18 protein-coding genes and 7 tRNA genes are annotated in these 14624 nt (G+C 33.7%); 12 read left to right on the forward strand and 13 right to left on the reverse strand.

Going from position 1 to position 14624, the window contains the following annotated elements; genetic code table 11:
* Positions 1-388: 388 nt before the first annotated feature.
* From Q0F04_RS09150 to Q0F04_RS09165, 4 genes are read right to left on the reverse strand one after another with little or no spacing between them, the layout of a single operon-like run.
* Positions 389-1162, reverse strand: coding sequence for an enhanced serine sensitivity protein SseB C-terminal domain-containing protein (locus Q0F04_RS09150; RefSeq protein ID WP_295564223.1), 774 nt, complete (start codon positions 1160-1162; stop codon positions 389-391).
* A 2-nt stretch (positions 1163-1164) separates the two neighbouring features.
* A complete protein-coding gene (locus Q0F04_RS09155) occupies positions 1165-2490 on the reverse strand; it encodes a metallopeptidase TldD-related protein (protein ID WP_295752609.1) in 1326 nt (441 codons plus the stop codon).
* Positions 2483-3871: a TldD/PmbA family protein gene (locus Q0F04_RS09160; protein ID WP_295752611.1), complete on the reverse strand. Its 1389-nt coding sequence runs from the start codon at positions 3869-3871 to the stop codon at positions 2483-2485. The genes Q0F04_RS09155 and Q0F04_RS09160 overlap by 8 nt, the downstream gene beginning before the upstream one ends.
* Positions 3872-3873: 2 nt before the next feature.
* Positions 3874-4563, reverse strand: a complete 690-nt coding sequence (locus Q0F04_RS09165) for an N-acetylmannosamine-6-phosphate 2-epimerase (RefSeq protein WP_295752613.1) — start codon at positions 4561-4563, stop codon at positions 3874-3876.
* Between the two features lie 175 nt (positions 4564-4738).
* Here Q0F04_RS09165 and Q0F04_RS09170 point away from each other — a divergent pair.
* The 7 genes from Q0F04_RS09170 (at position 4739) to Q0F04_RS09200 (ending at position 5372) form a co-directional block, all read left to right on the forward strand.
* Positions 4739-4815 (forward strand) — tRNA-Arg (locus tag Q0F04_RS09170).
* Positions 4816-4837: 22 nt separating this feature from the next.
* Positions 4838-4914 (forward strand) — tRNA-Pro (locus Q0F04_RS09175).
* Positions 4915-4930: 16 nt separating this feature from the next.
* Positions 4931-5007 (forward strand) — tRNA-Met (locus Q0F04_RS09180).
* Positions 5008-5020: 13 nt separating this feature from the next.
* Positions 5021-5097: transfer RNA gene (locus Q0F04_RS09185), tRNA-Ile, on the forward strand.
* A gap of 11 nt (positions 5098-5108) precedes the next feature.
* A tRNA-Ser gene (locus Q0F04_RS09190) sits at positions 5109-5199 on the forward strand.
* A gap of 17 nt (positions 5200-5216) precedes the next feature.
* Positions 5217-5293 (forward strand) — tRNA-Met (locus Q0F04_RS09195).
* A 3-nt stretch (positions 5294-5296) separates the two neighbouring features.
* Positions 5297-5372: transfer RNA gene (locus Q0F04_RS09200), tRNA-Phe, on the forward strand.
* A gap of 194 nt (positions 5373-5566) precedes the next feature.
* Here Q0F04_RS09200 and Q0F04_RS09205 read toward each other — a convergent pair.
* The 5 genes from Q0F04_RS09205 to Q0F04_RS09225 all read right to left on the reverse strand — a co-directional run bounded on the left by Q0F04_RS09205 (position 5567) and on the right by Q0F04_RS09225 (position 9646).
* On the reverse strand, positions 5567-7078 hold the full coding sequence (locus tag Q0F04_RS09205) for a plasmid recombination protein (protein ID WP_295752615.1): 1512 nt from the start codon (positions 7076-7078) through the stop codon (positions 5567-5569).
* Positions 7071-7364: a hypothetical protein gene (locus Q0F04_RS09210; protein ID WP_118114973.1), complete on the reverse strand. Its 294-nt coding sequence runs from the start codon at positions 7362-7364 to the stop codon at positions 7071-7073. The genes Q0F04_RS09205 and Q0F04_RS09210 overlap by 8 nt, the downstream gene beginning before the upstream one ends.
* 175 nt (positions 7365-7539) lie before the next feature.
* A complete protein-coding gene (locus tag Q0F04_RS09215) occupies positions 7540-8652 on the reverse strand; it encodes a site-specific integrase (protein WP_295752617.1) in 1113 nt (370 codons plus the stop codon).
* 3 nt (positions 8653-8655) lie between these two features.
* Positions 8656-9294, reverse strand: coding sequence for a hypothetical protein (locus Q0F04_RS09220; protein WP_295568638.1), 639 nt, complete (start codon positions 9292-9294; stop codon positions 8656-8658).
* A 163-nt stretch (positions 9295-9457) separates the two neighbouring features.
* Positions 9458-9646: a hypothetical protein gene (locus Q0F04_RS09225; RefSeq protein ID WP_118114976.1), complete on the reverse strand. Its 189-nt coding sequence runs from the start codon at positions 9644-9646 to the stop codon at positions 9458-9460.
* Positions 9647-9812: 166 nt separating this feature from the next.
* Between Q0F04_RS09225 and Q0F04_RS09230 the strand changes: the two genes are divergently transcribed.
* The gene (locus Q0F04_RS09230; protein ID WP_295752618.1) at positions 9813-10490 is read left to right on the forward strand and encodes a hypothetical protein; all 678 of its coding nucleotides are present in this window, start codon (positions 9813-9815) and stop codon (positions 10488-10490) included.
* Between the two features lie 80 nt (positions 10491-10570).
* Here Q0F04_RS09230 and Q0F04_RS09235 read toward each other — a convergent pair whose 3' ends face one another.
* The 4 genes from Q0F04_RS09235 to Q0F04_RS09250 form a co-directional block, all read right to left on the reverse strand.
* Complete coding sequence (locus Q0F04_RS09235) at positions 10571-10735, reverse strand: hypothetical protein (RefSeq protein WP_199670852.1); 165 nt, start codon at positions 10733-10735, stop codon at positions 10571-10573.
* Between the two features lie 45 nt (positions 10736-10780).
* Positions 10781-11281: a hypothetical protein gene (locus tag Q0F04_RS09240; protein WP_227403028.1), complete on the reverse strand. Its 501-nt coding sequence runs from the start codon at positions 11279-11281 to the stop codon at positions 10781-10783.
* Between the two features lie 357 nt (positions 11282-11638).
* Positions 11639-12064: a thioredoxin fold domain-containing protein gene (locus Q0F04_RS09245; protein ID WP_295752624.1), complete on the reverse strand. Its 426-nt coding sequence runs from the start codon at positions 12062-12064 to the stop codon at positions 11639-11641.
* On the reverse strand, positions 12052-12678 hold the full coding sequence (locus Q0F04_RS09250; RefSeq protein WP_295752626.1) for a hypothetical protein: 627 nt from the start codon (positions 12676-12678) through the stop codon (positions 12052-12054). Before Q0F04_RS09250 ends, Q0F04_RS09245 begins: the two co-directional genes overlap by 13 nt.
* 204 nt (positions 12679-12882) lie before the next feature.
* Between Q0F04_RS09250 and Q0F04_RS09255 the strand changes: the two genes are divergently transcribed.
* The 4 genes from Q0F04_RS09255 to Q0F04_RS09270 are packed head-to-tail and all read left to right on the forward strand — an operon-like array spanning position 12883 to position 14572.
* Positions 12883-13248, forward strand: coding sequence for a BlaI/MecI/CopY family transcriptional regulator (locus tag Q0F04_RS09255; RefSeq protein ID WP_295752629.1), 366 nt, complete (start codon positions 12883-12885; stop codon positions 13246-13248).
* On the forward strand, positions 13248-14177 hold the full coding sequence (locus tag Q0F04_RS09260) for a M56 family metallopeptidase (protein WP_295752630.1): 930 nt from the start codon (positions 13248-13250) through the stop codon (positions 14175-14177). Before Q0F04_RS09255 ends, Q0F04_RS09260 begins: the two co-directional genes overlap by 1 nt.
* Positions 14122-14346: a hypothetical protein gene (locus tag Q0F04_RS09265; RefSeq protein ID WP_295752632.1), complete on the forward strand. Its 225-nt coding sequence runs from the start codon at positions 14122-14124 to the stop codon at positions 14344-14346. The genes Q0F04_RS09260 and Q0F04_RS09265 overlap by 56 nt, the downstream gene beginning before the upstream one ends.
* Before the next feature lie 7 nt (positions 14347-14353).
* Positions 14354-14572: a hypothetical protein gene (locus Q0F04_RS09270; RefSeq protein ID WP_295752634.1), complete on the forward strand. Its 219-nt coding sequence runs from the start codon at positions 14354-14356 to the stop codon at positions 14570-14572.
* Positions 14573-14624 lie beyond the last annotated feature (52 nt).

Here is a 14624-nt window from a genome sequence, read left to right on the forward strand (position 1 = left end):
TAATTTAGCCAAAGATCCTTTATTTATAAGGTTTATAAGCTTTACTTTACATTATTCTCAACTTTACATTATTCCCACTACGCCGGATTCCAGTAATAACCTTTATATCGGGTGTACCATATAATTCAATCAACTCATCTAAATATTTTTTTCTAACAATAAGTTGCATAACATTCTCTCCTATTCCCACTTTTTAAAAATTATTAAATTTTCGGTAATAACTATCACAAGCATAATTTAACACAATTAGTGGGTTCTGTCATTATTCTATTCCCGATTTTTGGTAAATATTCATTTTTTGGTAATAGAATGATCCTTTTAATTTCTAATAGTGTGAACATCACGTTGCTCACTTGATTAAGAAAAAGGTGCTGAATTGCACCTTTAATTACTGCGTAACTTTTACATATGTTGGAATTGTATCCGCCATAATTCTTTTGGCGATTTCCATACTTCCAAACATGAATTCAAAACCTTTACCATAACTTGCAGGCGTACAGAAGTTTCCTAGATCCTGTAGTGTCTGTTTATCATCATTGATCATATCCACAACTAAGAACCAGTGGCTAGGCTGATCTTTGACGATTCTTTCTTTCAAATAAATAGAAAGAATGTCTGGGTGAGAGTCACCAAATTCACAGATAGCTCTTTGAAGTTCAGTTACACTTGCGATAGGATCACGAAGTTTCAAACTATCACCTTTATGAATTGGATTTTCACTCACTTGAGATCCACGACTTTTATCTAATTCCACTAATAAATTACAGTCTAATAAAACATTAGCTCCAAATGGATCGACCACAATACCATGAATCTGGTTTAACGCCATTTTCACAAAAGGCATATATTGATTATAAGTCATAACCAATGAATGGATTTCACTATCTTGATCCCATTTTTTCAATTGATCCATACTTGAGAAGACAGGAAAGAAACTATCTCCCTTATCATTTTGAATCAAAGACAATTGAAATTGTGTATTGGGTTCAAAGACTAAAACTCCCTTTTCATTGCGAGTAGGTTCTTTATCCCATTGTGCTGGAATTAGAAAATTTGTAGATACAAACGCATCCAACAAGTTTCTAAATGCTGAATCTGTTTTTTCTTTATTAAATACAATTAATGTTTCTTGTAGTTTTTCATTTTTAAATTCATTTACCATAATTATTCCCCTGAAATTGTGCACTCTTCAAATGCGATACTTGGACTTACAACCTGATGATAACTCCAATCTAAATCGTTACCCACACCAATCACGTGTTTCATCATATCTAAGAAGTTATTGGCAACGGTAACTAGAGTAACATTCTTATCTCTTTTACCATCTTTTACCCAGAAGCCTGAGCATTGTAGTGAGAAGTTTGTAGATACAAAATCAAGTCCAGCATGAAGTCCCGCTAAATTCTGTACGACAAAACCATCTTTGATTTTTGTACACAAATCCTCAAAACTATCATTTCCCGGTACAATGTAACAATTCATCGGTTGTACACTTACACTAGATGCGTAACCTGATTTAAAGCCATTTCCAGTACTCTTTGTATGCATTCGATTGGCACTTCTTGTGTCATGAAGCATCATAACATATTTTCCGTGATCCACCAAAGTTTTTGAAGAAGTTGGACAACCCTCATCATCAAAATTGGCAATACTTAAACAATCCGTATTCTTTGGATCATCCATAATTGTGATTTGTTCAGAGAAAATTTGTTCGTTGAATTTATCTTTTAAAGGTGATATTCCCTTATACATCAATTCTCCATTAAATAAACCTGTAAATGCTGCAAATAAAGATGTCATCGCATCCTTTTCAAAGATAACTGGACACGTGCAACTAGGAATTGGTGCGGCCCCTAATTTATTTAATGCTTTATCGCAAACGCGAGATACAAATGAATCCAAATCATATTGGTTAAAGTCATATACAACTTCAACTAAACTCGCATCTTTGATTTCTTCATTTTCTTTCACAACAACACTGGCAACAATGTACTGCATTTCATCCGCATCTTGCACATCCATGCCTAAGCTATTCACAATACTGCGACTTCCACTTCCTTGTGAATATCCTAAATATCCAACTTGAATGACACGTGGATCATAGGCTAGAATCTTAGTTTCTAAGCTTTGAAGAATATCCTTCACATATTCTGTGCTTGCCATATTCCAAGTTACATCTTTTTTTACATATTCAATTGGCTCTGGCTTTCTTAATGAATCTGTTTCTTCATTTGAAATAATATGTGCTTGTTCAATCAAAGACTTTAAAATGATTTCGCATTGATCATCATCTACTTCTTCCAAAGCCATATTGGCCATTTTTCCATCTACAATTCCACGAATACTCGTACCCGTTACTTTACTGGATACTAAAGTATCCATTTGTCCTTGAAACCAAGTCATTTCTTTTTCTACTGTTGTAGATTGATAGATTTCAAATTCTTGGATGCCTAGGCCAAGTGCTTTTTCAATCCATAACTGCTTATTCATTGGCCGTACCTCCTACTGTAATTTGTGAAACACGAATGGCTGGCTGGCCTACATCGGTAGGAATTGAACCCGAACTAGCTCCACACATACCTTGTCCGCGCTCTAAGTTTTTACCAACGCGATCAATATTAAATAGGATATCTGCACCATTACCAATTAAAGACGCACCTTTTACTGGATACGAAATCTTACCATCTTCAATTAAATACCCTTCTAATACGGCAAAGTTGAATTCTCCGGTTTGTGGATTTACACTTCCACCACCCATTTTCTTTGCGTATAGTCCTCGCTTGATGCCTTCAAACATTTCATCAAAATCATCATTTCCAGCGGCAATATATGTATTTGTCATACGTGAAGTTGTTTCAAATTTATAAGACTGACGACGCGAACTTGAAGTCGATTCAAGCCCCATTCTTCGACCATTCAAACGATCGACCATATAACTCTTTAAAATACCGTTCTCAATTAATACACGTTTTTGTTGGGGATTACCCTCATCATCGACGTTTTGTGAGCCCCATGCGTTTGGAATTGTTCCATCATCAATCGCTGTTACTTTATCACTTGCGACTTTTTGTCCTAATTTATCACAGAATACACTCTGGTTTTTACTGACTGAACTTGCTTCTAGGGCATGTCCACAAGCTTCATGGAAAATAACACCACCAAATCCATTATCAATAATGACCGGCATCTTTCCAGATGGACAATCTTTTGCCTCTAATAATACTAATGCGATTCGACTTGCTTCTTTTCCAATTGATTCTGGTGTTTTTTCTTCAAAGAATTCAAGACCCTTACTTGCGCCTGGTGCTTCATAGCCAGATTGTAAGTTTTGACCATCTTGCGCAAAAGAAGATACAGACATTCGACAACGAATTCGAGTATCGTGTACGAGTCTTCCTTCACTGTTTGAAATCTGTACATTTTGGCATACACTTGCCAACCCTACAGATACTTTTTGAATTTTATCTGAATAAGCTTTCGCTGCATCATTTGCACGTACCATCAAGGCAACTTTCGATTCTAAAGAAGCTTTGACAGGATTTTCTTTGATAGGATGAAGATTTTCATGTTTTTCTTCAACCAAAGAAATCGATACAGATTTAGCTTCTATGCCAAAGCCACCACGCAAATCATCCACTAAGGCATTTAATGATTCTTCATTGGTTTCATTTGTGTATCCATATACAGATTGCACACCTTTATATAGACGAATACCAATGCCCGCACGAATCAATACGTTTGTATCTTCTAATTTTCCATTTAACATGGATAAAGATTCGGTTGTACCTTCTTCTTCAAAGATTTCGGCAAAATCACAGGAAGAAGCCATACAACGTTCTAATAATTTTTCTAATTGTTCCTTCTTTAACATACTTATCCCTCAATGCAATCTACAAATCGTTTTGTGATTAATTGAGGACGAGTAATGATGGATCCAACGACTACACTGAAGCATCCTAATTCTAATACATGGCGTGCTTTTTCTGGTGTATCAATATTTCCTTCGGCAATCATTGGTACGTTAGATTGTTCTAAATATTTGCGCATGATCTCAAAATCATTTGTCTCAACTTTGTCGCCCTTACTTTCTTCTGTATATCCAACTAATGTTGTTCCTACAAAATCAAAACCTAATTGGGCAGCATGTAGACACTCTTCTAATGTAGAGCAATCTGCCATTAATTTTTGTTCTGGATATTTAGCACGAATATCGGCATACAATTCATCTAAAGTTCTTCCATCTGGACGAACACGACAAGTTGCATCTAAGGCAACGATTTCTGGATGTGCCCCTTCAATCAATTCATCAATTTCTTTCATTGTAGGTGTAATGAATACTGGGCAGTCTCCATATTCTCGTTTAATAATTCCAATAACTGGTAAATCTACTTCTTTTTGAATTTCATTAATATCTTCTACAGTATTGGCACGAATACCTTTAGCGCCACCCCATTTAGCAGCTCTAGCCATACGTCCCATAATAAATGATGAATGTAGAGGTTCATCTGGAAGTGCCTGACAAGATACGATCAAGTGTCCTTTTACTGATTCAATGTTACTCATGATTTAAATCTCCTTTTTCTTATTTATATATAGGTAATTATACTACGTATATAGCCTTAAAAACATGAATTTAAAAAAAATTAAAAATTTTTAAAAAAAGTGCTTGCAATCATTTAAAAGTGATGGTATATTTAATGGGCACTGAGCGAGATACATGAGCTCAGTTGAAATAAATGCGCCCATAGCTCAACTGGATAGAGCGTTTGACTACGGATCAAAAGGTTGTGGGTTCGATTCCTGCTGGGCGCGCCATTTATTTTTTTTCTAAAAATATCGGGATGTAGCACAGCTTGGTAGTGCACTTGATTTGGGATCAAGGGGTCGCAGGTTCAAATCCTGTCATCCCGACCATTATTTTATTTAATTCGGCTGGGTAGCTTAGTTGGCTAGAGCATCCGGTTCATACCCGGAAGGTCGTGAGTTCGAGTCTCACTCCAGCCACCAACGAGTTTAACTTGGACCCTTAGCTCAGTTGGTCAGAGCATCCGGCTCATAACCGGCGGGTCGTAGGTTCGAGTCCTACAGGGTCCACCAATTATACATATGCAGAAGTACCCAAGTGGCTGAAGGGTCCGGTCTTGAAAACCGGTAGGTCGTGCGAGCGGCGCCTGGGTTCGAATCCCAGCTTCTGCGCCATCTTAATTAATTCACATCGCGGGATAGAGCAGTCTGGTAGCTCGTCGGGCTCATAACCCGGAGGTCGTTGGTTCAAATCCTTCTCCCGCAACCATGTGGTCTCATAGCTCAGTTGGTAGAGCAAAGGACTGAAAATCCTTGTGTCGTTGGTTCGATTCCGACTGAGACCACCATTTGTCAAAGATTGCACCTAGCATTTGCCAGGTGCTTTTTTTATACCTTATTTAAAGCATATTCTCACATTATGGTTATATTCCATATCTATATAAACCAATAAAACAAGTGTTTTTCTAAACAAAATTCGCAAAAAAATCGCAAAAAATTTTCAAAGCATATTAAAAACGGATAGCAAATTATCCGCTTTTTTTCATCGATTTCGATTGTTTTTATTTCCCTCTAAATCCATAGTTTTCCTAACCCTTGTCTTATCTTCAGGGCTTAGCTTATTCATTATCGCATCATATACCGTAATGCTTTGTCCATTTTTTAAGTGAATCTGATTTCTCGTTGTTTCTTTCACAAATCGAGTCAGTGCAATATTTCTAGTTTCAGACTTATTCAGCTTCTTACTCATTGTCAACATACTATGGTTATGATCATTCACTTTAGTCTGTAAAACTGAATTCTGTTCTTTCACATCATCTAGTCTAATCTTCAATAACTTATTGTCATTCTTATACTGAACCAATTCATTCTTTGTACTATCCAGCTTGTTATTTAGCGTCTTATTCTCATCTTTCAAATTATCTATTTTATCACCCAACAATTTGATACGTTTCAACAACGCCCCAATCATAGACTTCAATTCCTGAATAAACGTTTTAAGCTGATCAAACACATGGTATTCAACAACGATCTTATTCTTATTCAACCTGGATTTTGGTGAATTCTCCATTTCGGTTAATTGTGAAGATACATTTTCCAACCTCTCATACGCATACACAATATTCTTTTCATCCACAGTGTCTTGTTTCAAAAATTCCTTTGCGATATTCATATTATGCTGCATTTCTAATGTCTTATCCTTTGTATCCTGCCACTGACTTAACGGCATATTTATTGACGCATCTTTTTCCGGTTCCTTAATACTTGTAGCACCATACATCAAATATAAATTGCTCTCATTCATAATGGTTTCCATACTTTTATACATCTTATTTCGCATCGCATTAAATAAAATCGGAACTTTATCTCTTTCATTGATTATAGACTGTTCCGGTTTATACCCCATGCGTACTAATGTTTCATCTAACCCTGTGCCACAGCGCAATCCTCCGCCATGCTTCTGAATATATTCCATATCCTCTGCACGTTCATAAATAGGTTTAAAATCGAGGTGCATATGATAGAATCCAGATTCATCTAAATGTACAGTGGCACCTAAGATATGAAAGTATGGAAAATCCTTTTTAAATTTCACAAGAAATTCATTAAAAATATGAAGTGCTTGTTCTTTCGTTATCTTGCCATTTTCACGATCACTCTTATCGCCCAAACCAATGATTAAAGAACGAAACATCTTTATTTGTTCCATTTTATTTGTTTTAGGGTTGCGCATCTGATCATGCAGATGCTGCGTATAATAATCATTGCCAATCAATGGATAATCCCGATTACGTGGCTTTGTCTTAATTTGACCACTATTATATCGATCCCAAGCGGCAGCCTTGCGTTTCAGAGTATAATCATTACGTTCTTTAATATACGGTTTCATCAATTCATTAATTTGTTCCTTATAACTTTTTTCATAAGGCACAAGCTCAATCACTGTATCTTTGCCCGTATCATGCGTATGCTCCAGTTTCGAGCGATACTCCAAGCCATGATTATGTTCTTCACATCCTTCTCCAGCCGTAATCGTAACCGACACTTCATTCATGCAAATCACCCGATTTTAATATTTTATATAATGTTGTACGACAAACATTATATTTTTTACACATCTGTTCAAAAGTCATTTCCTTCTTTTCTGCTCTAAGAACATCCACACCAGGAAGTTTTTTCTTAGGTCTTCCAGAAGTCGATGCTTTTTCTTCAATAATCACTTCCAAATTGCCATTATATGTATTTCGATAAGTCCCATTGAAATGTTTAAAAAGTATTTTTACACATTCCTTTTGATGTTCAATATTCGTATCATTTAAATATAATTTAAATCGATTCATTTACGTATCCCCCTTATTATTGTTCATTAATTATTTCCACACATTCTTTTGAGCAAGCCTTGCTTGCCATAATTACCAGCTTGATGGTAATGCCCTTCCCTATTGAACCCCACTACCGCACTAAAGGCGGTAATGAAGTTCAATGACGGGCAACTGCGTTGAGCTTTTAGCGACATCATTCGAATTGAGAATCAATGATGTCGATCAGATCCTGCTCGGAATTATTGAAGAACTTAACGTAAGTCTTCAAACATTCCGTTTGTGTATGACCCAAGCGTTTTGCGACCAATGATACAGGTGCATTCGCATTACATAGAAGTGATGCATTGCTTCGTCTAAACCCATGAATCTTGATCATGCGAATTCCTGATCTTTCGCAGGCGATTGCCATACGCTTCTTCACAACTTTCGCAAGAACGGGTCTGTCCACTCCAAACAAAAATGTCTCTTTTGTGATGCAGTACAAGTCTTTGTACCAATCCAAATATTCCTGCATGATGCATTTCATTCGTTTGGGCATCGTTATCGTTCGAATACTGTTCCTTGTCTTTGGCGGAGTAACCAGATACGATCTTCCCTGCACATACCTAGCTACTGTCTTATTGAATCGAATTGTCCCCTTATCCATATCAATATCATTCATTGTTAGTGCAACACATTCGCCAAATCGACATCCCATAAAATACAAAAGATTCACAATGACATAACAGACGTATTCTCCGTTTTCTTTGTTTCTTGGAAAACATTGAATGAACTGCTCAAATTCATCCGGAGTATAGAAATCGTCTTCATCAATGATCTTGTCCGGCCTTTTGTATTTGGGAATTCTTTTGACCGGATTGAACTGTACATATCCCATTTCTAATCCATAGTTAAATATCTTATTCAAATATGTCAGCATCTTATTTACATATTCTTCGCTCAAGCCTTTTTTAAATGCAGCATCCGTAATCTGTTTGATCTGTCCAGATGTTAGAGATTGAATCTTTTCATCATACAAAGATTCAAAGTATTTTGAAATATATGTATTACTTTGTTTTGTACTTGACTTTAATTGATTTGCCTTAGCCAGATCATATACGTCAATAAACTCTTTCAATGTATAAGATTGACTTTCAAAAGTGTGTGTTTCTGCATTAAAAGATTCTTTATATTTCAATTCAAACTCACGCGCATCATCGATGGAATTAAAAGTCTTTCGAAAAGAATAACGATGATATTTACCAGTAGATAGAGTAACCGTACCTCGAATTTCATATTTCTTATTCCCTAAACGTTTCACAGACATAGACTACACCTCCACATGCCCGTCTCTTCTTAACATGTCAAAGATCTTGATAAAGAACTGATTAGGAGCATATGTAGAATACTGTTTGTGAAGTTGATGCATTTCAATATGTGAATCCAGTCTATTGATGTATTCATCCGCATATTCTTCCGATTCAATAAGCAATCGATCATACAGTTCATCATTCAGAATAACATTTCCATAAAGTCCAAAATGCTTCACTTCTAAAGAGAGTGTATTATCTTCTATATTATCTTCTATATTATTAGGACAACTCAGTTGGCTACCCTGGCTAACTGAGTTTGCCACCCCACCTAACTCTGTTGACTGGTAGCTAACTAAGTTTGCCACCTCTTTTGCGACATAAATACAATTTTTAATGCCATGATTTACAAAGTCTTTCTTCTCTAACAAATTCTTTTGTATTAAACTTTTTAAAGCTTTATCCACACCAGCTTTAGTTGAATTTGTAAAATCTGCCAAATAACTACGACTGCCTGTAAATGCACCACAATGATCACGCGAAAATCCATAGATAATCGCATAAATACTCAATTCCAATCCTTTTAACCCCAATTCATTTATCATCCAATATTGAATAGAATAATAGGAATTGGGTTTAATCTTCTTATTATTTTCCATAAAAAAAACTCCTTTTACCTCATTACGAAATAGACTTTCTGAACAAGCATTCAAAAAGCCTCCAAAAAAAGATAAAAAGGAGGCCACATTTTGCATAATGTGCTATAATATACGTGCTTAGGGGTATATTACATGCCTCCGGTTTAATTTGGTGCCAGCCAAATTAAGCCTTTTTTTCTACCTTAAAATCAAAAAAATCCTTCACGATCACAACCGGAACTTTTCCTTTTAAAAGTCGCCGTTCATCCAGCTCATACTCATCCTTCATAACCTGAATGAATTGATATGCCTTGGATTTGCTGATGTTCGCATAGGCTGCCACATCCGTGGGTCCCCAATATAACTTTTCCATTTTGAATTTCCCCTTTCTAGAAAGTTATTTATAAATACGACTTATAACTTTCATATTTATCATACCATTTAATCCGGAAATTGCAACTGTATAATGCGTATATTTCCGGACATCTTTTTTTATGTACTTTACCATGTTAATATATCTATAGATTTGGAGGGGTCCTATGTCTGTAAAATCCTATATAGATTCTTTATGTTCAGAAAAAAATTTAAACATGAAACAACTTGCTGAACAGGTAGGAATCAACTATAAAACATTGAATACTCTAGTAAACGAAGATGGTAGACTTATGAATCCTAAACAGTTGGCTTTATTTTCAAAATACACAGGCAAATCAAAACAGGAAGTATTCTATGACAATTTAAAAGATGATGATTTATCAGACGCATGTACAAAAACTGCCCTTCTTTATATTGGAAAGAAAACATGTGAAGGGTGGATTGCCAATATAGATATTCGTCTTGATACAAAGATTTCAAATACTCGTACTGCCAACTATGCGGGTATATTGCATAAAAAAAGATCCGGTAACGGATTAACTGTAGTGGAAGATTGGGATCAACTAAAAATTGACTTTTGGGAGTTCTACTATAAAGGTAAGTTAAAGGATGAAGAAGAATACGGCAAAGATACTATTGCACGTACGTTTGCCAATGAAAGAAAGTACATATCCAGTGTATTATTCTTTGGTCTTCAAAGACTATGTACAACAAACCTAAATCCAGTCAACTATCATATCGTATTCAATCGAGATACTGAATATTATCTAGTAAAAGACTATTTTCCAAAGAAGATGAACATGGGCTTTGAGTGTATCTACGTTGATGAAAACGAGAGATAAATAGTCAAAAGAGTATCACCATAAACAAGTGATACTCTTTTATTATCCATCATATATTTGTGTTGTTGTACATCCGTAAATCAAGTGCTAAGTTGTATAAAATATAAAACGATTATTATAATAACTACGATAATCCCTACGACTAATTTGTATTTAGCGTACTCTTTCATTCCCTTATTCACATTATTTAATTTACGATTATCTTTATTCAATTTTTCAATCATCTTTTTCTGCTCGTCTGTCATATACTACACCACCTCTGTTCATTATCATGATAACAAAATTGTTTTTTATTGAAGAATTTGAATATCATATGGTTGTCCTTCAACAACATCAATCAAAACCAGCTGATCTTTATCCAAAGAATATGGTCTACCAGCATCTGTCGTACGATATGTAAATGTATAATTCACTTTATCCGTATAAAATCCATATGCTGTTCTCGTTAATGTCACAACATATGTAGCTGTTTTACCAGAATACGTTTTGCTAGTTTGTTTAGGGATTATTGATCCAGTTACAGCCGGACTTGATGGTGTACAAACTATATTAGAAAATGACAAATCTGAAATAGATGTAATATTATTCGAATTATTGTAACTTAAACCAGCAGTGGCATTAAATGAATAAGTAAATCTATATCCTGCCCATGTAAATGCACCACTCGCTGACTTACCAACAAGCTTTCTACCCGCAGCAAACGTTGGCATTATACAAAGACATGTTACCATAATCATTGAAATCACAGAATAAATAAATCTTTTTATTATATTGTTGTTTGTTAAAGTCATAATTTCCTCCTAAATTTTAATATTCTTCTTATCAAAATCAACATAACACAGATACCAATAAGCGCTAAGATTATCATCGATACAACGCTATAATCATAAAAACCAAAATAACAAATACTAATCAAAATCAAGACCAATAACTTTATATATCCAAAGATTGCATTTTCATCATTAAATTGCCAAATATAAAATATCGATATTTTGGTATAAGCAATTTGTTTTTTACAAAAATCGAAAAATAAAGTATTAATAATGAATATTGTTAATATGAGAAACAAAAATTTAAAATCATCGTGACAGCTTAAGAAATCAATCATAATTATAATAAAATCCATTATTAAAAATAGTATTGCATATCTATTTAGTTTTTTCGATAAATTTTCGTATCTCATCTTTAGAACAATCTCCTATAAGTTGATCTTGTATTTCATTTTTCTTAATTCTAAACGTAGATGGTACATACTGTGTATTGAATACTCTTTTACATTCCTTCTTTTCACTTTTAGACATTTCAGATGTTTCCACTATTACCACATTTATGTTTTCTTCTTTAGCTAATGATTTAAACTTTTTTAAAAATCTATCACAATATTCGCAAGTATTTTTTTTGAAAATTATATATGCATTTGTGTTAGATTTACATAGTTCACTTGCTTTTGGATAACTCACAATTGTCCAATTATATTTCTCTTTACGAAAATTATTCACAGAACACACAAGTAATAAGGCAACAATTATTGTTAAAGCTACTAATTTAGGTATTCTTTTTTTCAATACTCGCATACCGGTCTCCACATTCCTGTATTACAAATTTTATATGGTGGAGCATAGCATGCCACTACAATCCCAGCAGCACATACCAATCCTCCAAGTTTTGTAACTGTAGCTACCATTGCACAAGCAGTACCCATAGAACCGGCACAGACTGCGCTAAAACTTCCTGGGTAATTATCATACTTAGTGCAAGTCCAAGTTCTACAATCACTACTTCTTGCATAAACAGCATCATTTACAAAAGTTTCCTTTTTCCCAGTCATTTCCGATTCAACATCAAATGCACCTTCATTATATGTACTTTTAATACATTCAATTATTCTGTAATCGCTACTCAAAATATATAGCAAATATCCATACTTATGTTGATTTGAATCCTTTTGAGAGTATACGATTGTAAAAACTTCTCCATAATCTGTCTCTAATAATTTTTTCATTTTTGGATTAATGTCGTATAAGTAAGAATGCTCTATATAATATGAATCTTGATTTATCACCTCTGTAATGACTTCCTTTTCGTGACTAGAACATTCAATTGTATCAGAAACACCTTCTTCTGCATATATTGGAATAACATGCATGCACAGTAACATGGCAGTAAAAAAACAAATTACTCTTTTCATACATTTGTTCTCCTTTTTCAAGGATAGCGCTATCTCTAATTCAAATATAATATAAAACCCATAAAAATACAATACATATATTTATATCGTTTATTTTTTTTCATATTCGTTATAATTAATCATATTCAAATTGAAAAAATAAACATTTAATCATATAATTTAAGAGAAGATATATACATAAAGAAATTAAATGGAGGAACTTACATGAAATACATTCAATTTACTAAGAAAGAAAATGAAATCATGGATATCTTATGGAAGCATGATGTTGCAATGTCTGCAAATGATATTAAATTAGCTTCCAAAGATTTGAGTATCAATACAATTCAGCAAACGCTACAAAAATTATTGGAAATCAAATATATCAAGGTTTCAGGAATTGGGCAAAACAAGAAGGCAATCACTAGATTATATAAACCAGTTATATCCGAAGCAGAATATGTGAATTCATTTATTGGCGAAGATACACGAGCAAAAATTTCAGCTTATTTTGTTGAGCACACAGATGATTTAGAGATGATTGAACAATTAAAGAATTTGATTCAAGAAAAAGAGAAAGAGTTAAAATAATGCGATTTTCTGCATCATCTCTTTTCATTACTTTGTGTATCAGTTTTTTGTTGATTCTTCTGTTAGACATTTTACTTTCATATAAAAGAAGTTATAAATTATTTCGGACAGATTTTATAACAGTACTAATCGTTGTTGTCGTATTAAGAATGTTTGTACCACTTGAATTCAAATTTACTAAAACCATTATAGTGCCCACGATCATGAATCCAATCATTGTGCTGTTACAATATAAAATTTATGCAAATGTGCAAGTATATCAATTCTTATTATTGGTTTGGGTATTAGGTATTATATGGAATCTGATTAAATGGATTCGCACAATCCAAATTACCAAAGACATGTACAAACGTATTGAAAATCATTCAGAACATTATCATATAAGTGATTTTATCAATAACTATCAGGAAGAAAATTATGTGGTGTTAAGAACGAACTATGTTTCTTCCCCTATGGTCATGGGCTTTAATAAAACTATATTGATACCAGACGTATACCTTTCACAAGAAAATTTAAAAAATATATTACTTCATGAAACATGGCACATTAAAAATCATGATATATACACGAAACAGATTATCAATCTATTAGTTATCATGTATTGGTGGTTTATTCCAGTATATAGATTAAGAGACAAGATTGATTTATTTTTAGAAATGCGTGTGGACAACCAAACAACGAATCCATTTTCTAAAGAGGAAATAATGAAATATATGCATACGCTTATAGAAATCCAAAGAAACATTCAAAGTAAAAATGAGCTTAAGGGACAATCTACACATTTTATGATTCAAGATAATGCACATGTATTAGAATATCGTATAAATTACTTAATGGATGGAATGTATCGAAAAAAAAACGAGCAAAATTCTAATGATTGTCGTATTAGCTCTTCCATTACTTACAAACAGCATTATTTTGGAGTCTGAATTTGATTCTCCAAACAGTAAGGAAGTATATGATCAATCAGATATAGATAAGGGATATATTATTAAACATAAAGATGGAACATATGAATTAGTATTTGGCAAAATACGTGTCGAAATATCAAATCCAAACATTGAATGTTTTAAGGATGTTCCGATTATAGAGGAGTAAGTAATTTATGAAAAAAATAATGATTATGTTAATGTTGATCGCATCAACGAATTTAATAACACCTGTTTTGGCAAACGAAACTGAAGTCACTACAAATAATTATGTTACTATGCCATGCAAAGATAAGCTAGTCTGGAAATACAAATATATAAATGGAACATTGTATAGAAGATTATGGAATCTAACATTGAATAAATGGGCTGGAGACCATTGGATTCCTTGTTAATAAATTTAAAATAGTCTTTTAATATCTTTGTATAAATGGGAATTGACATAAG

The sequence above is a fragment of the uncultured Holdemanella sp. genome, from assembly GCF_934772795.1.
Taxonomy (GTDB): Bacteria; Bacillota_I; Bacilli_A; order Erysipelotrichales; family Erysipelotrichaceae; genus Holdemanella.